Source organism: Pediococcus ethanolidurans, assembly GCF_964062635.1.
In the GTDB taxonomy this organism is placed as follows: domain Bacteria; phylum Bacillota; class Bacilli; order Lactobacillales; family Lactobacillaceae; genus Pediococcus; species Pediococcus ethanolidurans.
Map to the genome: position 1 here is coordinate 1234267 of NZ_OZ061250.1, position 21092 is coordinate 1255358.

Genomic DNA, 21092 nt, shown 5'->3' on the forward strand with positions numbered 1-21092 from the left:
GAAAAAGAATAATTAGTAAATGCTTAAATCTTGATTAAAAACTGTTTAGGGACGGGCTTGGATAACTTCAGGACCATTTTGGCGACCCACAATGATGGTATTGACCATATCTAAAAAGAGACCCTGTTCAACAATGCCAACCTGTTTGATTAAATAATCGGCCAATTCGTGAGGATGTTCAATTTTCCCTAAATGAAGATCAATGACATAATTTTTTGAATCGGTTAAAACATGGTCGCCATTTTCATCCAGTCTGAACTGCGGATGAAGTCCTTTGGCCGTTAGTTTTTTGTAGACTTGTTGACTACCATAGGGAATTACTTCCAAAGGTAAGGGGAATTTACCAAGTCCTTGAACCATTTTGGATTCATCCACAATCCACATGACTTTGGTAGAATTGGTTGCCACAATTTTTTCAAACAGATGAGCAGCACCGCCACCCTTAATGCCTTGATAATCTGCGCTAATTTCATCGGCACCATCGATAGTAAGATCAATATGGTCCACTTCATCGACCGACTTGACCTGAATACCTAATGATTCAGCTTGTTTAGCAGTTCGATTTGAAGTTGGAACACCGATAATGTGAAGATTTTCCTTTTTAACGCGTTCACCAAGGGCATCGACCATAAATTTAACGGTGGAACCTGTGCCAAGACCAACGACTGTGTTATCTTGAATAAATTTGACAGCTTCTTGACCGACTAATTTCTTAAGTTCATTTTGATCCATTGTTTTTCTCCATTTCATTTTTGGTTTCTAGAGTAGTGTGATCATCAATCAGCGCCTGATACTCGGTATGTTTTTTTAAATAAGTTCGCGCATAAGGACATAATGGATAGATTTTTTTATGCTGTTCTTTAGCAAAGCTCAAGATCTTCAGCATGAGTTGTTGTGCTAAACCTTGACCACGTAATTCTGGATTTACAAAGACCTGTTCAATAACTATAGTTTCTTGTTTCTTAATGAAAAAGTAAGTGACACAACCACCAATTTTTTCGTGATAAGTAAAACTGATTTTTTTGCCGTCATTAGTGAATTCCATCCCAACACATCCCTCTAAAAATTGTTTATTTACATTAATTGTCGCTTTCGTATTTTGCAAAGTCAATTAGAAAACTTAAATTTCTCCCTTTTACTGAATGAATTAGTTTACAAAACTTGGTTTCAAACGGATAATGTACAAAGATTAAACTTTTTAATGCGAATTTACACATTAGATAAACAAGAAGGGAATTTTTAATATGAAACGTGGTTTTGAAATTGTTTCCAAATACCAAGATAAAAATCTGAATCTTCCATATCGTTCGACCAACCATGCGGCTGGTTATGATTTTGAAGCGGCTACGGATTTTGTTTTACCTTCCATTTGGAAGGGCAATTTTTTGAAAGTTCTCTGGGCATTACGCCATAAGCAAGCTGTTAGTGAAACGGATTTACTAAATGGTGGTAAGGATTTAAAACCTTTTTTGGTTCCAACCGGAATTAAAGCTTATATGCAAGATGATGAATTTTTACTGGCTGCTAATCGATCAAGCAATCCGTTGAAACGCAATTTGATCTTACCTAATGGTGTTGGCATTATTGATGCAGATTATTATAACAACGATAGTAATGAGGGTGAGATCTATTTTCAATTGATCAATATGGGTCTTCGAGATATTACGATTAAAAAGGGCGAACGAATCGGTCAGGGAATCTTTATGCCTTATTTGCAGGCCGATGGTAAAGATGAGCATGCAACTAAGCGAGTGGGTGGTTTTGGTTCATCTGGTAAGTAGTAAGTTTAAGGATTTATAAAGATATTTTCAGATCAATTGTTTCCTTAAGAATATGCTAAAATTGAAGGGAGCCGATATCACAATGGCAAAAGCAAAAACACAGTTTGTCTGTCAAAATTGCGGGTACGTTTCACCCCGTTTTTTGGGCCGTTGTCCAAGCTGTGGTCAATGGAACACATTAGTTGAAGAACGTGTTGAAAGTGAAAAAGTGAATCATAAGGCACGGATTAGCTTTGAAGGACAGCACGCCAAGCCACAGTTGATTAGCCAAGTTGATATGACAGAGACTCCGCGTGTCAAAACTGGATTAGAAGAGTTTAATCGTGTTTTGGGTGGTGGAATTGTTTCCGGTTCGCTGGTTTTGATTGGTGGAGATCCGGGAATTGGAAAATCAACGCTACTGCTACAAATTTCTGGTCAATTAAGCGAAAAAAAGCATCGCGTGTTGTATGTTTCAGGAGAAGAAAGTGCGGCCCAAATCAAAATGCGGGCCGATCGCTTGAATGTTGCAAGTGAAAACTTTTATTTGTTTCCAGAAACAGATATGAATAGCATTCAAGCTGCAATCAAAGAACTTAAACCAACTTATGTCGTCATCGATTCTATTCAAACGATGCAGGAGCCAGACATTCAATCTACAGTTGGTAGTGTGGCTCAGGTACGTGAAATTACAGCTGAATTGATGCAAATTGCCAAAACAAACAATATTACGATTTTTATCGTGGGTCACGTGACCAAAGGCGGTGCCATTGCTGGTCCCAAAATTTTGGAGCATATGGTAGATACTGTTTTGTATTTTGAAGGTGATTTGCATCACACGTACCGAATTCTACGAGCGGTTAAGAATCGATTTGGTTCAACAAACGAGTTAGGCATCTTTGAAATGCGCGAGACAGGTTTAACCGAGGTAGCCAATCCTTCTGAGATCTTTTTAGAGGAACGTTTGAAAGACGCAACTGGTTCCGCAATTGTGGTGTCAATGGAAGGTACGCGTCCTATTTTGGTAGAAGTCCAGGCTCTAATTACGCCGACAACCTTTGGAAATGCTAAGCGAACGGCTAGCGGTTTGGATCATAATCGTGTTTCGTTGATCATGGCCGTGCTTGAAAAAAGAGCTAATTTTCTTTTACAAAATCAGGATGCCTATTTAAAGGCGGCTGGTGGCGTAAAATTAGACGAGCCAGCGATTGATTTAGCCATTGCGATTAGTATTGCTTCAAGTTATCGGAACAAAGGGACAGATCCAATGGATTCGTTTGTGGGTGAAATTGGATTGACTGGTGAAATTCGCCGGGTAAATCGAATTGAGCAACGTGTGGCAGAAGCTCAAAAACTAGGTTTCAAACGGATCTATGTACCAAAGAACAATTTGCAGGGGTGGACACCACCGACTGGTATTCAGGTTGTAGGAGTGGCTACTTTAAGTGAAGCGCTGCATAAGATTTTTAAATAATTGGTTTTAATTTTGAAAGGAGGGATGTTTGATGAAAAAAAATATTATTAAATCTGTCTTTGCCTTGGCAGGTGGTGCGTTGGGCGTTATTTTGTTACCACCGCTGTGGATTTTATTGTCGTTGGGTGATCACTGGTGGCTAAGTAATTCAGTTACAAATTTCTTGGTTGGTGCAATTATTTTCTTTATTATTTCAATGCTCTTAGCTGGCTATGTTGAACGCCTCGTAAATCGGTTGGAAAAGCAAATTTCAAAAATACCACCGGTTCGTTTACTGTACGGTAGCTTGTCAACCGTAGTCGGATTGGTATTAGCAATTTTGATTTCGACTTTGTTTTATCGCCAACAAATTTTCTTTTTAAACACTGTTGTCCCAATTATTTTAATGTTAACTTTGGGGTATCTTGGTTTTCGAATAGGAACTACCCAGGCCGATGAGTGGCGTAAGTTGTTTACTCGAAGAAAGGAACCCGAAAGCGCCAAAAATGTATTAGATCGAAAATTTACTGATAATTTTCATCATTATAAAATTTTGGATACCAATATTTTGATTGATGGCCGAATCTATGATTTGATCAAAACGGGTTTTATTGAGGGAACTTTGTTAGTGCCAAATTTTGTGTTGTATGAATTACAGTATATTGCAGATTCTTCGGATAGTATCAAACGTGTTCGAGGACGACGTGGGCTGGATATTTTAAATAAGTTACAAAATGAACATATTATTCCGGTCGAAATGTATGAAGGCGACTATAAAGAGATTGATGAAGTTGATAGTAAACTTATTCGATTAGCTAAAGATAAAGATGCTGTGATCGTTACTAACGATTTTAATCTCAACAAAGTAAGTCAATTCCAAAATGTGCAGGTTCTAAATATCAATGCGTTAGCTAATGCTTTGAAGCCACGGGTCATTCCTGGTGAAAATTTACATGTCATGGTTGTCAAAAACGGAACTGAACGGCAACAAGGAGTTGCTTATTTGGATGATGGCACCATGGTTGTGGTTGAAGAAGGCAAGTATTTCATTAATCAAGAACTAGATGTCGTTGTTACCAGTGCATTGCAAACTGATGCGGGTCGTATGATTTTTGCGAAACCATTGCATTCAACGCGAGGTATTAGTGATCGAAACTCTGAAAATAGCTAGGATTGTGACTTTATTTATTTGAACGGCAATTGTACAATTGATTAAGCAATAAAATGTGAAAAACTTAGAAAGAGGCGTTAATTTTGGCAAAAAGTAAGATTCGTGTTCGTTATGCACCAAGTCCTACTGGTCATTTGCATATTGGTAATGCACGAACAGCACTATTTAATTATCTGTTTGCGCGTCATTACAAAGGCAAGTTTATTATTCGAATTGAGGATACGGATACCAGCCGTAACATCAAGGATGGTGAACGTAGCCAACTTGATAATCTGAAATGGTTAGGCTTGGATTGGGATGAAGGTCCTGACAAATCTGGTGACTATGGTCCTTATCGTCAGTCTGAACGAAAGGCCATTTATGAACCTTTAATTCAAGAGTTGTTAGATAAAAACCTGGCTTATGAATCTTATGAGACAGAAGAGGAACTTCAAAAACAACGTGAAGAGCAAAAGGCGCGTGGCGAAATGCCTCGTTATGTTTATGAATATGCCGGAATGAGCGATGATGAAATTCAAGCTAAAATTGCTGAATCTAAGGCGGCTGGTTTAGAACCAGTCATTCGTTTCCGGGTTCCTGAACACAAGACTTATGCTTGGGATGACATCGTTAAAGGTAAGATTTCATTTGATTCTAGTACAATTGGTGGCGATTTTGTCATTCAGAAACGGGATGGAATGCCAACTTATAACTTTGCCGTTGTGGTTGATGATCATAAAATGGAAATTTCACATGTTTTCCGTGGGGATGATCATGTGGCAAACACACCAAAACAATTGATGATTTATGAGGCCTTTGGTTGGCAACCACCTAAGTTTGGTCATATGAGTTTAATCATTAATAGTGAAACTGGCAAAAAGTTAAGTAAACGTGATGAAAGCGTGCTTCAGTTTATTGAACAGTATCGTTCATTAGGTTACTTACCAGATGCTATGCTTAATTTTATTGTGTTACTTGGTTGGTCACCAGTTGGTGAAAGTGAAATCTTTACGCAACGTGAATTGATTAAAATGTACGATGAGAAGCGCTTGAGCAAGTCTCCAGCTGCTTTTGATGGTAAAAAGCTAGAATGGATTAATAATCAGTACGTTAAATCTGCTGATGAAGATAAAGTAATGGATTCTGCTTTACGTCAACTAATTAAGGCAGGCAATATTGAAAAGAATCCGGCGCCACAACGCGTTGAGTGGGCACGTAAACTCATTAATGTTTACAAACGTCAAATGAGTTATACCGCACAAATTAACGAAATGGCAGATTTATTCTTCAATGGTCCAGATGAAATTGATGAAGAATCTAAACAAGAGATTTCTGTTGAAACTGCTTTGCCAGTTCTGAAAGCAATGTATGCACAGTTTGAAAAAATGGAAATATTTGATACGGTTGAAATTTTGGCTGCTATTAAAAAGGTGCAAAAAGCAACTGGCGTTAAGGGACGTGCTTTGTGGATGCCAATTCGAATTGCCATCACACACGAAATGCATGGTCCGGAATTACCTGAAACAATCGAACTTTTGGGTCAAAAGACAGCAATGTCACATTTGAAAGCTATGATTGATGAATTAAGCTAAAAACTTGAAAGAGTGGCCAAGAAGGCTGCTCTTTTTTGTGTATGGCATAAGGAGTTTCCTAGGTTGTCTTTAAGATATGTGATAAAATCAAACCAGAATAAAAAATGAAAAGAGGCCGTTTGGATGATTAATCTTTATAATACAATGACACGTCAAAAAGAACCGTTTAAGCCAATTACTCCCGGAGTTGTGAATATGTACGTGTGTGGCCCCACTGTATATAATTACATTCATATTGGTAATGCACGCAGTATCATTGCGTTTGATACAATTCGGCGCTATTTTGAATATCGCGGATATAAGGTTAATTTTGTTTCGAATTTTACTGATGTTGATGATCACATGATCAATACAGCTAAGCAGGATCATACGACGGTTCCAAAACTAGCTGCGAAATATATTGCAGCTTTTATGAAGGATAGTAAAGTAATTAATGTTGAACCGGCTACTGTAAATCCTCGGGCAACAGAAAACATTCCGGAAATTATTAATTTTATTCAGGTGTTGTTAGATAAGGGATACGCTTATAAATCTGATGGTGATGTTTACTATCGGACAAGAATGTTTAAAAACTATGGCAAACTTTCCGGACAAAATATTGATCAACTTGAGCAGGGCGCTAGTGAACATGTAAATGATGAGGAAACAGCACGAAAAGAAGACCCAATTGACTTTGCACTATGGAAAAAAACAAAGGCAGATGAAATTTCGTGGGAAGCACCGTGGGGAAAAGGTCGTCCTGGTTGGCATATTGAATGCTCCGTTATGTCCACTAAATATTTAGGGGATACCATTGATATTCATGGTGGTGGTGAGGACCTTGAATTTCCACATCATGAAAATGAAATTGCTCAAAGTGAGGCCAAAACAGGCAAAACGTTTGCTCATTACTGGATGCATAATGGTTTTATCACGGTTGGTGATGAAAACGAAAAGATGAGTAAATCATTAGGTAACTTTGTGACGGTTCATGATATTATTCAAGAGATGGATCCACAAATATTACGTTTATTTATGGCAACTACGCAGTATCGGCGGCCTATTCAGTATACCCGTGAGAATTTGGCGGAAGCTGGAAATAACTTGACTAAATTGCAAAACGCGTTTGCTAATTTGACTTATCGTTATCAGGGTGCAGATGAAGGAGAAGATCCGGAAATCACTACTCGGGTAAATCAGTTAACAGATGAATTCAAGCAGGCTATGGATGATGATTTTAACGTGCAAAATGGGATTGCCGTTGTTTATGAACTGGCTAAAGAATTGAATGTCTATAGTGAACGTGATGTGGTAAAACGTGACTCGCTTGATTTATTAAAAACAAGATTTGTCCAATTGGTTAGTATTTTTGGTGTTAAATTAGAAGAAACTAAGTTAGAGGATGAAACCATTAAACAACTGATTGTACAACGCAATCAAGCTAGAGAGAATAAGAATTTTCAACGCAGTGATGAAATTCGCGATCAATTAAAAGACCAGGGAATTATCTTGGAGGATACCCCCCAAGGAACTCGGTGGAAAAGGGAATAGTAAATGACAGAAAATGGAGATTATAAACAATTAAATGGCATTGCCTTAGCCTATTTAGGCGATGCAGTATACGAGGTTTACATCAGAAGACATTTAATTAACAAAGGGCTGACCAAACCAACTAAGTTGCATCATACAGCTACCAATTTTGTTTCAGCTAAAGCTCAAGCCGCTTTGATTCAGGCAATGACGTATCAGAAAATTTTAACTGAAACTGAAGAGGAGTACTTTAAACGAGGACGTAATGCCAAAAGTCATACTTCGGCTAAAAATACCTCTGTTTTAACCTATCGGATTTCCACGGGATTTGAAGCATTAATGGGTTATCTTTCTTTAAGTGGGCAACAAGAACGCTTAGATTGGCTGGCAAATTGGTGTATTGATCAAGTAGAGGAAGGAAAAATTAGTCATGCCACAAAATGAAAATAAAGCACCACAAACTGAGGACGCACAGGGCGATTTTATTATTGGACGTCATCCTGCAGTTTCGGCCTTGAAATCACAGCAAACAATTAATAAAGTGTTTGTGCAAGAAGGGCTAAAAGCCGATGCAATTCACGATATTGTTAAGCTGGCAGAAAAACGCAAACTTATTGTGTCACAGGTACCAAAGCATAAGCTGGATCATTTAGCTGATGGACAAAATCATCAAGGGGTAGTATTGGCAATTGCTGCTTTTGAATACGCTAATTTAGATGATGTTTTTCAAAAGGTTAGTGCTAAAGATGAAGCACCTTTTGTGTTGATTCTGGATAATATTGAGGATCCACACAATTTGGGATCAATTTTACGAACAGCAGATGCTGCAGGTGTCCATGGTGTCATTATTCCTAAGCATCGGGCTGTCGGATTGACCAGTACGGTTGCCAAAACTTCAGCAGGCGCGATTGAACATGTGCCAGTTGTTCGCGTGACCAATTTAGTTAATACGGTTAAAGATTTAAAGAAACGCGGTATGTGGATCTTTGGAACTGATATGAATGGTACCGATTATCGTAAATGGGATGCAAAAGGCTCAGTTGGTTTGATTATTGGAAACGAGGGTAAAGGAATTTCACCCCTTCTTAAAAAACAGGTCGATGAAACTTTAACGATTCCGATGGTGGGTCAAGTTCAAAGTTTGAATGCAAGTGTGGCAGCAAGCCTATTAATTTATCAAGGTTTTTCAACACGACATTCTTTATAAAAACTCCGACAAAAATGAAGATTACCTAGAAGAAAACGAAATTAACTGCGAAGTTTGCAGATGATTTCGTTTTTAATTATGCTCATAAGCAGCGCCAAATAAGCGTTTTAAACGTACGTTCCCTTGTAAAACTAATTAATAATCTGCTATATTGTTTTCTTGAGGAGGCTGGTTAGGAGTTAGGAATGTTAGATAAAACATGTAAAACTGAATTGACATTAATTGAAAAAGCCAAATTCGGTGATTCGGCAAGTTTTGAACTTTTATTTCGACAGTATAGTCCAATTGTAATTCATATTAAGGAAAAATATTTTTTACGAGGATATGAATTAGACGATTGGTTACAAGAGGGAAGAATTGTGTTCTTTAATACAATTGCTAACTATGATAGTAAACGACACATCACTGTAGGAAAGTTTTTTCAGGCAAACTTTCAAAATCGGGTTTGTAGTTTAATTCGTAGAGAAATGGCGTTTAAAAGACGTTCTGACTTATTCAGCAATTCGTTAGAAGCGATGCAAGAGGAAAATAACGAATATGAACGCTTGTTTATGACTAAACATGGCGGGCCTCACGAAATGGCTGTGTTAAAGGAAAACTGTGAACGTTATTATTCAGATTTATCTGTATTTGAAGCGCGAGTTTTTCGATATTTTTTTTCCGGGAAAAGCTCTACAGAAATTGCGTCGTTATTAGGGTGTGAATCTTCCAAAGTTTTAAATGCGATCAGTCGTTGTCGAAATAAGTTTGAACAACGAATTTCTCATAATCAGTGATAAAAATAGGGCAAATGTCCTATTTTTTGTGGTATTCAATTATATTGAAGGGTTAGTGTAAAGTTTTAGTAGGAAAGTGAAAAAAAGCCTTTTCAAAACACGAGAAGACCGTTAATCTTCTAATTAGGTATAGCAGCCAAAAATTAGGAGGTAACGGTCTTCATGTCTCAGATTTTAACAGAAATCATGACAGTTTTAAAGGAAAGTAATAGTTTATTTAATGCGGAACAGGATTTAATGATTCGGTGCCAGGCATTGATTGCCACGGCTTTAGGCCAAGCATTAGAGGATTTAGATGATCTTTTAATTGGAGAAACAGAATATCGAGAAATTATTGGCAAACGACAACGAACGTTAAATTTTATGTGCGGAACAGTTACTTTTAGACGTCGTTTGGTTAGATTAAATGACAAAACCTATGTCTATCCTTTAGACCGGTACTTACAGTTAATTCCACGAAGTAGGTTTTCACCTTTGATGGTTGAAAAGGTCGCTAAGCTAGCTTCACATAGTGTTTTACGGACAACAGCCTTGGCTGTTAACCTTTTGACCCCACTTTCCATCAGTCATCAAAAGGTGGATCAACTTTATCAATCAGCGGGTGAACAATGTGAAAAACAACGTGAAGAGACTACATTAGTGAACATCGAAAAGAAACGACAAGTTCCTTATCTGTATTTGGAAGGCGATGCCTTTTGTGTGGCCTTAAAGGCTAAGCAACACCATAAAAATGTCCTTATTCATCGACTGCAACTAACGGAAGGTATTAGCCAAAATGGCCGACGACGTCAGACGTTAAACCGGCATGTATTTACGGGATTAAACCGGCAAGCAGTTTTTAATCAAGTACAAGATTATCTCGATCAGAATTATGATTTACGAGCAACTATAATGATTACCGGTAGCGATAATGGGAGTGGCTATGAACCATCCTGCTTTGATGAATTAGCGGTTGGGGCCAAAAAACATGAGCACTTTTTAGATCGTTATCACTTGAACCGAAAAATTCGTAGTCGATTAAGCAAGATGCCTAAGATTCTGCAAAGTAAACTATTTCAGGGTGTGCATAATTGGGATAATGATCAAGTTCAAATTGTCCTTGATACGTGTGAGTTTCAAGCCAATGATGCAGATAGTCTGGAAGCAATTCAACTTTTACGGAGTTACTTGAAACGTAACTGGAATTATTTAAAGCCAGCCAACAAGCGAAGCTTAGCTACCGAAACCGTGTGTTTAGGTGGCTGTGAAAGTAATCATCGACGCTTTACCTATCGGTTAAAACATCAAGGTCGCTCTTGGAGTAAAGCTGGATTGAAGGCGATGATTGCGGTGATTACCAGTGAAATTAACGGGCAATTAGAAACAGCAATGATAAAGATGACCAATACCTTGCCAATAAGCATCATGCCAGTTAAAGTGGCCGCTAGTTATTTTCTTAAACAGCCTTTTACACAACATCAAGGAATTAGGCACGGCAGTATTTCATTAGACGCAGCAACTAGCAGTGCTATGGGTAATTTGGTGAAGGCTATTTCATAGGATTTGAATAACAGGTGGAGTGGAGGCGTTGGTGAAAGAGTGTGTCGATGTCACTTAGCGATTTATCGCTTAGAGACATGGGAGACTGGAGAGATCCACTTCTGGCCTGAAGGGCAAGAAGTTAGCTCGTAAGCGACCCACACGACCCCGCATCAACGCCGGAACGAAACAAAAAGTAGTTAAAAACATAAATAAAATCTAATTAGAAGCACTACCTACTAAAACTTGACACATACTATTGAAGGGTTGAAATTGACATGGTGGGGTTGGCATGATAAAGTTAACTTTGATTAATTAGGGAGATAAATTATGGCACAAAAACAAATTGCCTTAGCATGTTCTGTCTGCGGATCACGTAACTACACAGTTGCGGCCAATCCTAACCGAACCACAAGATTAGAGATTAAAAAGTATTGTAAGCACTGCAACAAGCACACATTACATCGAGAAACGCGCTAGGAGGAAAGTTCAATGAAATTTATTAAAAGTGTTATTCAAGAGATGCATGATGTGACGTGGCCAAATGGCCATCAACTTCGCAAAGATGCGTCTTCTGTCATTGGACTCTCAGTATTCTTTGTTGGCTTTTTTGCACTGGTAGATTGGTTAGTTCAGATTTTTCTTGGTTTATTCCAGTAAAACATGGCACTAATCCAATTTTTTTGATACAATGATGGTGTTGGAACTTCGTGTAGACGGAGTTTTTTTATTTTGTTTAAATTACCAGCGCGAGTCGTTTGGTTACTGCAAACTAGAATTGATTGTTAATTACAAAAAGGAGAATACAATTGGAAACTGCTGCAAAAAATTGGTATGTTTTACATACTTATTCAGGATATGAAAATAAAGTTAAGGCAAACCTTGAATCTCGTTCTCAATCAATGGGAATGCAGAATAATATTTTTCGGGTAGTTGTACCTGAAGAAGAAGAACACGAAAGCAAAAATGGTAAAGACAAAGTTACCATGAAAAAAGAATTCCCTGGCTACGTTTTAGTAGAAATGGTTATGAGTGACCAGGCTTGGTATATTGTGCGAAATACACCAGGAGTAACTGGATTTGTCGGTTCACACGGTTCAGGAAGTAAGCCATCACCATTATTACCAGATGAGGCAGAAAGAATTTTACGTCACCTAGGGATGTCTGTTCGTCACGCTACCATTGAAGTTGAAGAAGGCGAAACTGTTAAGATCGTTGATGGCGCTTTCTCTGGTTTGACTGGTAAGATTACTGAAGTAGACAATAAGAATATGAAACTTAAAGTTAATATCAACATGTTTGGTCGCGAAACAAGCACCGAACTAGATATGGAACAAATCGATAAACTTGATTAGTGAGTTTGTCCTTTTGATGGTTACATGGTATACTTTTAAAGTATGCTTTTGTGCATATATAAGCGTGGGAGAGGAAATTTAAATCCTCATCATACCACACACGGACTTATAAGGAGGTATGTCTCGTGGCAAAAAAAGTAGCAAACGTTGTTAAATTGCAAATTCCCGCCGGAAAAGCAACTCCGGCTCCACCAGTTGGTCCAGCTTTAGGACAAGCAGGTATTAATATTATGGGATTCACAAAGGAATTTAATGCACGTACAGCTGACCAAGCTGGCATGTTAATTCCTGTTGTAATTACTGTTTATGAAGATCGTTCATTCGACTTCGTTACAAAGACTCCACCTGCTTCTGTTCTCTTGAAGAAAGCTGCCGGTGTTGAACATGGTTCTGGTGAACCTAACACAAACAAGGTTGCAACTGTAACCAAGGATCAAGTTAAGGAAATCGCCGAAACAAAAATGCAAGATCTAAACGCTGCAAACGTTGAGTCTGCAATGCGCATGGTCGAAGGTACTGCACGCAGCATGGGCTTTGAAGTTAAAGACTAAGTTGTTGTAGTCGGATACTCCATTAAAATGGATGTATCAAGTGGGAGGAAAATCCGTTAAACCACATTTGCAAGGAGGAAAACACAGATGGCAAAAAGAGGTAAAAAGTATCAAGACGCTTTAAAGCAAGTTGATACGACAAAAGCATATGCACCAAAGGAAGCATTAGAATTAGTTAAAAAAGTTGATTTTGCTAAATTCGATGCAACCGTAGAAACAGTATTTAAGTTAAACGTAGATACAAAACAAGCTGACCAACAATTACGTGGCGCTGTTGTTTTACCAAATGGTACAGGTAAAGAACAAACAGTTATCGTTTTTGCTAAAGGCGAAAAAGCTAAAGATGCACAAGCAGCTGGTGCAGACGTTGTGGGTGACGATGACTTAGTTCAACGTATCCAGGGCGGCTGGCTTGATTTCGATGTTGCAATTGCAACACCTGATATGATGGCTCAAGTTGGACGTTTAGGCCGAGTTCTTGGACCAAAGGGATTAATGCCTAACCCTAAGACTGGTACTGTTACAATGGATGTAACTAAGGCTGTTACAGAATCTAAAGCTGGAAAAGTTACTTACAGAACTGACCGTGATGGTAACGTTCATGTGCCAATTGGTAAAGTATCATTTGATGCTGACAAATTACTTGGTAATTTAACAGTTATTGAGGACACTATTGTGCGTGCACGTCCTGCTTCTGTCAAAGGAACATACGTCCAAAACGTTTCTGTGGCTTCAACATTTGGCCCTGGCGTTCATGTTGACTTGGCACAGTTTTAATTAATTGTGTGTTGACATAGAGATGTTTTCTATGGTAACTTGGATAAGTAAATTATAATAAAATTTGCCTAAGACTCAGGTGACGTTGATTCGTCTTAATTTTACCTGCCGAGGAACGTAGAAATGTAAATTTCCGTATCCCAGGTCTGGGTGCGGATTTTTTTATAATTAAAAAAATTGCTGGAGGTGAAAATTAATGAGTAAAGAAGCAATCGCTAAAAAAGCAGCAATTGTTGATACAGCTGTTGATTATTTTAGCAAAGCCGCTTCCGCAATCGTTGTTGATTCTCGTGGATTAACAGTTGCAGAAGACACTGAGTTACGTAAGGAATTACGTGATGCTGGTGTTACATTGCATGTGATTAAAAACAAGATTTTGACTCGTGCTGCAGAAAAAGCTGGTTATAAAGACTTAAATGATGTCTTTGTTGGACCAAGTGCTGTTGCATTCTCTGATGAGGATCCAGTAGCCCCTGCAAAGATTTTGAAGAAATTTGCTGATGAACATGACGCACTTACACTTAAGGGTGGCATGATCGAAGGTAAAGTAGCTTCAATCGAAGAAATCAACACATATGCTTCAATGCCAAGCCGTGAAGACTTGCTCAGCATGCTTGCTAATGTATTACAAGCACCTGTACGTAATGTGGCATATGCAGTTAAGGCTGTTGCAGATAAGAAGTCTGAAGAAGACGCTGCATAATTAAATTAGACAATTAAATGGAGGATACAAAAATGGCATTAGATAAAGACCAATTTATTGAAGACTTAAAAGGTGCTTCAATTACTGACTTAAATGACTTAGTTAAAGCTATCGAAGACGAATTCGGTGTTTCTGCAGCTGCTCCAGTTGCTGCTGCAGGTGCTGCTGGTGATGCAACTGCTGTAAAGACAACATTTACTGTTGAATTAACAGAAGCTGGTTCAGCTAAGGTTAAAGCAATCAAGGCTGTTCGTGAAATCACTGGTCTTGGCTTGAAAGATGCTAAGGACCTTGTTGACAAGGCACCTTCAGCAATCAAAGAAGACGTTTCTGAAGACGAAGCAAACGATGTTAAAGCTAAACTTGAAGCAGCTGGCGCTACAGTTACTGTTAAGTAATTTGCAGACATCCCAAAAGAATCCACGTTTGTGGGTTCTTTTTTTGTGCTCAAAATTCTGTATACACATCAGTAACTCAAGGCACTTTTAAGTGCGTTATTGTTCTAAACTAGTTTATGAATTAACATGGATGATGTAAGAAATATGAAGGGAATGGATGAAATGTACAAAGCATCTAATACACGTTATGAAAATTTGTCACTTCGACATGCAGGGAAGACCGGTTTAATGTTGCCACCAATTTCTCTCGGATTATGGCGTCATTATGGGAGTAATGATCCGATAAATGATCGACGTAAAGTTATTCTTCATGCATTTGATCATGGCGTATTTCATTTTGATGTTGCTAATAGTTACGGTAACGATGGTTCTGGTTTCGGAAGTACGGAACAACTGCTAGGTCAAGTGCTCCGTCAGGATTTAAAGGCTTATCGTGATGAATTGGTTATTTCAACTAAGGTTGGTTATGAGGTTCATGACGGACCATACGGAATTGGTACTTCAAGAAAATCACTTTTACAGGGAATAGATGATTCTTTGAAACGATTGGGTCTTGGTTATGTTGATGTTTTTTACGCCCATCGCTATGATGATCAAACCCCGATTGAAGAAACAGTTAGAGCACTTGATGACATTGTCCGCGCTGGTAAGGCGTTGTACGTTGGTGTATCAAATTATGAAAAACCGCAATTAGAGCAAGTAATCAAATTGTTTAAAAAATTAGGTACACCATTTGTTCTTGATCAGATGAGCATGAACATGCTTAATTCAAACGTAAAAGATACTGGCATTTTGGATACATTACGAGATGGTGGTGCTGGTCTCATTGCTTATGGACCTCTTGCTGAGGGACTTTTGTCTGATCGATACTTAAAGGGAATTCCAGAAACTTTTCCAATTCATCATACCAATAAAAAATTATTCGCAAATGGTAGTGACGTGCTTGTGCATAAATTAAATCAACTTAATGAAGTGGCCAGCAGGCGGCACCAAACCTTAAGTCAACTATCATTAGCGTGGTTACTACGTGATCCAGTTGTGACTAGTGTGATTATTGGCACGACTAATATTAAACATCTTGATGATAATCTAAAGGCACTCGAACATCTGAGCTTTACGGATGAAGAGGTTTCAACCATTGACGCAATCATTAACTAGTATTGAGTGAGGAAAACGAGTGCTCCGCAAACGTTTCATTACTTGTAAGCTAAGTGTCAACAAGCAAGCAGGCTTGTTGACACTTTTTTGGATAATAATTATTTTTAGTTAGTATTTAAAGGTTGAAAGCACAAAAATGCATTTCATTGCCTGATACAAAAGCATTTATGACAACAAAATTAGATTAAAATGTCGTCTTCCAGCAAATTTGGGCTGGAACGTAGTTGGCACGACTTGGAGCCGCAAACCATGTCTCTAAGCTCGGCCTTTATCTAAGCGAAACCCGCTAAGATAAACGACACTACTGAGCCCATTTGCTTCCAGACTAGGTCTGATTTTTGCAACCAACACACTGATATAAAAGGTGTGACATCAATATCACTGAGCATTATTTAACATCAAACATTCTTAGTCCGAAGGCGATTGGTCTCAGGGGTGAAATTATTCTTAGTAATTTATTACTTAGAATAAGGCCGAGTTTGAAGACAAGTGTTCTTCTTGGCTTCAAATCGTGCCCACCCCGTTCCAGACCAAGTGAGCCGCAGGACGGCAGTTAAACTATTTCTTGTATACTAAGTCGTTTAACAGCAGTTATTGAAGTGATTTTGATACTTTCAACCTTTAGTTAGTATTGATTTTGTGTGATTCATGTTCATGTTACGATGAAGTAACAAGTTTTATTTTTAAAGAGGTAATTTTATGACTGATGTTGTTCGAAAAGATGTCATGGCACGATTAGGAAATGGTGATTATAGTTGCGAAAAGGAGTTTACACTTGCAATGTTTTCTGGAAAATGGAAACTTGTGATACTGTGCCATTTAAATGAACACCATTCGTATCGATTCAATGGTCTTCGCAATCTTTTGCCAACGATTACACATAAGGTGTTAACGAATCAGTTACGTGAACTTGAAGCCGATGGATTAATCACTAGAAAAGTATTTGAAGAAAAGCAACTCCATGTTGAATATTCAATTACACCGCTTGGACGATCATTAATCCCCATAGTTGAAGCGATGGGTGCCTGGGGAAGACAACGGCTAGCTGCAATGCAGTTAAATCCAACCTTTAATGTGAACGATGCTGAAGCGTAGTTTGAGGTAGTATTTAGAATTAGACTAATAGCAAAAGGTCTCTATTAGACCAAAAAAGAATTCACAGTTGTGGATTCTTTTTTAGTAAAAATAAAGTTTTGAACTAACTTGTAAGAATTACAAAAGTGATTTAATTCCTAATAAGGTAAGAAAAACACCAATTGCTGGTTTCATATATTTAATTGATTGTGTCTTAGCGAGCTTCAGCGATAATTTGGGAGCAATTATAGCACCAAATAACGCACCAATCATTAAAGGTAAACCCGCAGACCAATCAACCTGACCACCTGCAATGTGAAACAAAGTTCCAACGGCGGTCATAAATACAAGTACATAGGCACTCGTTGCGGTTGCATTAAAGGCTTGTAGTCCAAGAAGAAATAGACCGGCAATAATTACAGCACCACCACTCATTCCTGCAACACCAACCATTAAACCGCCCAAGATACCATATATTCCGGCTTTTAAACGAGCTGAATGGGCAACCTTATCATTTACAGAAGCTTTTTTAGAAGTTTTTTGTAAGAACATATTGAGTCCCAAAACGATAAGAATAAGTCCAATTAACCAAGTATAAATGCTATTTGGAATGTAACCGGAAATTAAAGAGCCAACGATTACTGCAGGGATGGCGGTTACTAACATTTGATTACCCACCTTGGTATTTATTTGACCTTGACGATAATAACGCCAAGTTCCCATCATTAGTGAAGGTAGAACAGTTACAAGTGAGGTAGCTGCAGCGGCTGAAGCGCGAAGTCCAAAGAGTCCGGTCAAGATTCCAAGATAGATTGCAGCACCACCGCCACCAAACAGAATTACAAAAGTACCAATAATAAGTCCGATGATTCCTAGTAAAATTATATTCATTAATGTGACTTTCTTTTGGTAAAATAAGATTGTGAAACTTGATTAATTAGTTTACAATATGTAATTATAGTTTACAACGTGTAAATGTCAAGCGCGTTTTAGGAGGTCAATCATGACACGTCAGATTTTATCGCAAGAAAAAATTATTCAAACCAGTATTGAACTAATTGAAGAGGGCGATGTACTTAGTTTTTCCGCAATTGCCAGAAAATTGGGAACTAAATCACAGGCTTTATATAGTTATTTTAATAACCAAACAGAACTTCGTTATGCTGTTGTTGGTTGGGCAGTTACCCAAGTTGGCGATCAACTTCGTAAACAACTTTTTGGCCTTTCTGGGCAAGCAGGTATTGTCGCTTTTGCAACAGAATTTCGGAGACTCGCATTGACGCATTTAAAGTTAACGCAATTTGTATTATCGATGCCACGAACAAAGAAATATTCAGAAGTGACAAAAGCCTTTGGTGAAATTCGACTATTGCTGAATCAAATGATTGATGGCGCTTATCCTAAATCTCAGCAGCTGTTAGTTAGTCGGAGTGTCCGCGATATAATGGTGGGCGATATTGTTAATGTAGGTACTGGTTGGTTTACTGATGATTCTTTATCTGCAACTGATAGTTTTCATGAATTATTAGTCATGAATTTAAAAATGCTAAAAGATTTGTAAATATTATTTCAATGTTGACTTTACAAAAAGTGAGTGTAAAATTAGGTAAAAGTTAAAAAATTAAGTGTTGATGAGAAGAGTAAGGTTGAATAACTTCTTGAAGAGAGCCTCAATTGGTGCAATGGGGTGTTGTTTGAAAACCTGAAAATGAACTCGGAGTTGGTAATTGGTCAAAGATTGGCTGATTTCCCGGTAGTAACCGATAACTTACAAAGCATTCTCAATTTTGGTGGTTGAGAGTGGTTACTAAGTTTGATATTGAAAAATATTAAAAAATGGGTGGCACCGCGAACGTCTTCGTCCCATAGCCTTATATAAGGCTATGGAATGAGGACGTTTTTTATTTTGAAGTAGGAAGGGCAATGAAATGACAGTTAATGCAGTGAATGGATTCTTAAAAACTCAGCAAAAATGGCACAACACAAATTTAAATAATCCAATCAATGTGCTTCTTTTAAATCTGATGCCAACCAAACAGACAACAGAGCGACAGTTCTTGAATGCTTTTAACGGCATGAACCAGGATATTGAATTCACATTTGCTTATCCGGAAAGTCATACTTTCAAAGGCACCTCTCGAGCTGCAATGACTGAGGCGTATCTTAAGTTTAATGATGCGGCAAAAAAAGATTATGATGCTTTAATTATGACTGGCGCTCCAGTTGAGACGTTAGCGTTTAATCAAGTTGATTATTGGCAGGAGTTTAAACATATTATTGAATGGTCGCATCATCATGTTAAACAAACCTTACTTGAGTGTTGGGCTGCTCAGGCAGGATTGTCGATTGAGTTTAATATTGAGAAGACAAAGTTAGCTAAAAAGACGTTTGGTATTTATTCAGCCACACAGATTGATTCACAAAGTCCGCTAACTAACGGTTTTAACAGCCATGATCACTTATTAAGAATGCCACAATCGCGACACACTAACAGTGAACAGCCATCTGGTGTAAATGTTTGTGCAAGTAATAATGAAATTGGGGCAATGATTCTGCATGCGCCACAAATCAATCAAACCTATTTGACGGGACATCCTGAATATGAAGCGAATACCTTAAAATTAGAGTATGAAAGAGATTTGAATAAAAAACAACGTATTCTTCCGCCCAAAAATTACTTTCGTTCTGATCAACACATTCGTTATACATGGAAAAACAGTAGTCAACTAATTTATCAAAATTGGCTTAATTTATTACATTAAATGAACAAAAATAAAAGATTTGGGAGGGTTTGAAATGACAACTATTTCGGTTGGAATGCTTGGTTGTGGAACGGTTGGAACGGGGGTTTTGACGTTATTAAACCGTGAAGCTAGTCAAGTTGCAGAATCTTTAAAGGTTCATTTTAGTGTCAAAAAAATTGCGGTTAAGCATCCGGATAAAAAACGAACTTTAAACTTTAACGAAAATGTACAGTTTACGGGTCAAATTGAAAATGTCACGACTGACCCTTCAATTCAAATTATTATTGAAGTGATGGGAACATTGGAGCAGGCTTACCAGGCAATTTATCAAGCAATCACGAATGGCAAATCGGTTATTACGGCTAATAAAGAATTAATTGCGTTAAGAGGGCCGCAGCTAACTGAACTTGCGCGTCAAAATCATGTTGATCTCTATTATGAGGCCAGTGTTGGTGGAGGAATTCCCATCTTACGTGTTTTAAGTGATAGTCTAATTACTGATCAAATCAGTGGTTTAACTGGTATTGTAAATGGAACTTCGAATTATGTTTTAAGTGCCATGAAAAACGAACATAGCAGTTACGAAAAAAGTTTGAAGCAAGCACAAAAACTTGGCTATGCAGAAGCCAATCCAACCAATGATGTTGAGGGGTTTGATGCAGCCTATAAATTAGCCATTTTGAGTCAGTTGGCGTTTGGACATGCAATTAATTTAAAACAATTAAATCGATGCGGAATTCAACGTATCACAACGGGTGAAATTAACGGAGCGGCAGCATTGGGACTTACGCTTAAGCCGGCCGTAGTTGCTCGAAAAAAAGAGCAAACACTTTTTACTTTGGTGGGACCAGTTGCAGTCACTAAACAGCATCCATTAGCGAACATTAATGGGGTTGAAAACAGTATTTTGGTAACTAGCGCGGCTTTAGGTACAACGTCTTACACAGGTCCTGGTGCGGGCTCTGAGCCAACTGCAAACAGTATTATGAGTGATTTACTAACAGTGACACGTCATTTGTTAACAAACCAAAGCGGAATAAGTTTTAATGTCCCCTCTAACAAGATAGCGGAGCATTCACTACTGGATCTTTCGTTAAGGTACTTCGTTGTGATTAAAGAAGTTAACGAGCCTAATTTCTTTAGGGAAAAGGCAAAATACTTTGAAAAAATCATTAATATTGATCACACTTATTTTTGTGTGACGACAGTTTTAACAAAGGATCAAAAAATTGAACTTGGTAGTAATTATAAAGATAGTCATTTTTATACGCTTTTAAAATAAGTGTGCTAGTTGATAATAATGAATTATGCTAAAAAATTACAAAAAAGCGATGTAAAACTAGTATTACTAGTTTTACATCGCTTTT

The 21092-nt window shown here is 37.9% G+C and carries 24 protein-coding genes and 1 other annotated feature; of the genes, 21 read left to right on the top strand and 3 right to left on the bottom strand.

From position 1 onward, the window contains the following. Positions 1-45: 45 nt before the first annotated feature. Positions 46-732: a ribose-5-phosphate isomerase RpiA gene (gene rpiA / locus AB3219_RS06035; RefSeq protein ID WP_216753521.1), complete on the bottom strand. Its 687-nt coding sequence runs from the start codon at positions 730-732 to the stop codon at positions 46-48. Then, a complete protein-coding gene (locus AB3219_RS06040; RefSeq protein ID WP_057805732.1) occupies positions 719-1045 on the bottom strand; it encodes a GNAT family N-acetyltransferase in 327 nt (108 codons plus the stop codon). The genes rpiA and AB3219_RS06040 overlap by 14 nt, the downstream gene beginning before the upstream one ends. A gap of 199 nt (positions 1046-1244) precedes the next feature. Between AB3219_RS06040 and AB3219_RS06045 the strand changes: the two genes are divergently transcribed. The 18 genes from AB3219_RS06045 to AB3219_RS06130 all read left to right on the top strand — a co-directional run bounded on the left by AB3219_RS06045 (position 1245) and on the right by AB3219_RS06130 (position 17002). Next, a complete protein-coding gene (locus AB3219_RS06045) occupies positions 1245-1781 on the top strand; it encodes a dUTP diphosphatase (protein ID WP_216753520.1) in 537 nt (178 codons plus the stop codon). An 82-nt stretch (positions 1782-1863) separates the two neighbouring features. Beyond that, a complete protein-coding gene (gene radA, locus AB3219_RS06050) occupies positions 1864-3234 on the top strand; it encodes a DNA repair protein RadA (protein ID WP_216753519.1) in 1371 nt (456 codons plus the stop codon). Positions 3235-3265: 31 nt separating this feature from the next. Beyond that, positions 3266-4384 carry a PIN/TRAM domain-containing protein gene (locus AB3219_RS06055; RefSeq protein WP_216753518.1) on the top strand — a complete coding sequence of 373 codons (1119 nt, stop codon included), beginning with the start codon at positions 3266-3268 and terminating at the stop codon, positions 4382-4384. Between the two features lie 83 nt (positions 4385-4467). Further along, entirely contained in the window at positions 4468-5955 is a 1488-nt protein-coding gene (gene gltX / locus AB3219_RS06060; protein ID WP_216753517.1) for a glutamate--tRNA ligase, read from the top strand. Positions 5956-6078: 123 nt separating this feature from the next. Then, on the top strand, positions 6079-7485 hold the full coding sequence (gene cysS, locus AB3219_RS06065; protein WP_216753516.1) for a cysteine--tRNA ligase: 1407 nt from the start codon (positions 6079-6081) through the stop codon (positions 7483-7485). A 3-nt stretch (positions 7486-7488) separates the two neighbouring features. Beyond that, on the top strand, positions 7489-7908 hold the full coding sequence (locus AB3219_RS06070; protein WP_260365652.1) for a Mini-ribonuclease 3: 420 nt from the start codon (positions 7489-7491) through the stop codon (positions 7906-7908). Continuing rightward, on the top strand, positions 7895-8671 hold the full coding sequence (gene rlmB, locus AB3219_RS06075) for a 23S rRNA (guanosine(2251)-2'-O)-methyltransferase RlmB (RefSeq protein ID WP_216753514.1): 777 nt from the start codon (positions 7895-7897) through the stop codon (positions 8669-8671). Before AB3219_RS06070 ends, rlmB begins: the two co-directional genes overlap by 14 nt. Positions 8672-8856: 185 nt before the next feature. After that, the gene (locus tag AB3219_RS06080) at positions 8857-9447 is read left to right on the top strand and encodes a sigma-70 family RNA polymerase sigma factor (protein ID WP_216753513.1); all 591 of its coding nucleotides are present in this window, start codon (positions 8857-8859) and stop codon (positions 9445-9447) included. A 162-nt stretch (positions 9448-9609) separates the two neighbouring features. After that, entirely contained in the window at positions 9610-10986 is a 1377-nt protein-coding gene (locus AB3219_RS06085) for an ISLre2 family transposase (protein WP_263766193.1), read from the top strand. A gap of 309 nt (positions 10987-11295) precedes the next feature. Next, complete coding sequence (rpmG, locus tag AB3219_RS06090; protein WP_074693873.1) at positions 11296-11445, top strand: 50S ribosomal protein L33; 150 nt, start codon at positions 11296-11298, stop codon at positions 11443-11445. Positions 11446-11457: 12 nt separating this feature from the next. After that, the gene (secE, locus tag AB3219_RS06095; RefSeq protein WP_263765846.1) at positions 11458-11625 is read left to right on the top strand and encodes a preprotein translocase subunit SecE; all 168 of its coding nucleotides are present in this window, start codon (positions 11458-11460) and stop codon (positions 11623-11625) included. 149 nt (positions 11626-11774) lie between these two features. Then, a complete protein-coding gene (gene nusG, locus AB3219_RS06100) occupies positions 11775-12320 on the top strand; it encodes a transcription termination/antitermination protein NusG (RefSeq protein WP_057805749.1) in 546 nt (181 codons plus the stop codon). A 125-nt stretch (positions 12321-12445) separates the two neighbouring features. Further along, the gene (gene rplK, locus AB3219_RS06105; protein ID WP_057784519.1) at positions 12446-12871 is read left to right on the top strand and encodes a 50S ribosomal protein L11; all 426 of its coding nucleotides are present in this window, start codon (positions 12446-12448) and stop codon (positions 12869-12871) included. 87 nt (positions 12872-12958) lie between these two features. Continuing rightward, positions 12959-13648 (top strand): 50S ribosomal protein L1, encoded by a 690-nt coding sequence (gene rplA, locus AB3219_RS06110; protein WP_057805750.1) that lies wholly within the window; start codon positions 12959-12961, stop codon positions 13646-13648. Positions 13649-13697: 49 nt separating this feature from the next. Next, positions 13698-13820, top strand: a sequence feature (ribosomal protein L10 leader region). A gap of 24 nt (positions 13821-13844) precedes the next feature. Then, positions 13845-14351 carry a 50S ribosomal protein L10 gene (rplJ, locus tag AB3219_RS06115; protein ID WP_057750552.1) on the top strand — a complete coding sequence of 169 codons (507 nt, stop codon included), beginning with the start codon at positions 13845-13847 and terminating at the stop codon, positions 14349-14351. Between the two features lie 32 nt (positions 14352-14383). Then, a complete protein-coding gene (gene rplL, locus AB3219_RS06120; protein WP_263765848.1) occupies positions 14384-14749 on the top strand; it encodes a 50S ribosomal protein L7/L12 in 366 nt (121 codons plus the stop codon). Positions 14750-14911: 162 nt separating this feature from the next. After that, on the top strand, positions 14912-15907 hold the full coding sequence (locus AB3219_RS06125; RefSeq protein ID WP_216753550.1) for an aldo/keto reductase: 996 nt from the start codon (positions 14912-14914) through the stop codon (positions 15905-15907). Between the two features lie 699 nt (positions 15908-16606). Beyond that, complete coding sequence (locus AB3219_RS06130; protein WP_272885363.1) at positions 16607-17002, top strand: helix-turn-helix domain-containing protein; 396 nt, start codon at positions 16607-16609, stop codon at positions 17000-17002. A 117-nt stretch (positions 17003-17119) separates the two neighbouring features. On the opposite strand, the gene AB3219_RS06135 is transcribed toward AB3219_RS06130, so the two are convergent. Further along, entirely contained in the window at positions 17120-17872 is a 753-nt protein-coding gene (locus tag AB3219_RS06135) for a sulfite exporter TauE/SafE family protein (protein WP_216753510.1), read from the bottom strand. Between the two features lie 112 nt (positions 17873-17984). Here AB3219_RS06135 and AB3219_RS06140 point away from each other — a divergent pair, with 112 nt between their 5' ends. From AB3219_RS06140 to AB3219_RS06150, 3 genes are all read left to right on the top strand, one after another. Beyond that, positions 17985-18542, top strand: a complete 558-nt coding sequence (locus AB3219_RS06140; RefSeq protein ID WP_216762635.1) for a TetR/AcrR family transcriptional regulator — start codon at positions 17985-17987, stop codon at positions 18540-18542. 367 nt (positions 18543-18909) lie between these two features. Further along, complete coding sequence (locus AB3219_RS06145) at positions 18910-19743, top strand: homoserine O-succinyltransferase (RefSeq protein ID WP_263765850.1); 834 nt, start codon at positions 18910-18912, stop codon at positions 19741-19743. A gap of 34 nt (positions 19744-19777) precedes the next feature. After that, a complete protein-coding gene (locus AB3219_RS06150) occupies positions 19778-21007 on the top strand; it encodes a homoserine dehydrogenase (RefSeq protein WP_263765851.1) in 1230 nt (409 codons plus the stop codon). The last annotated feature ends 85 nt before the right edge of the window (positions 21008-21092 follow it).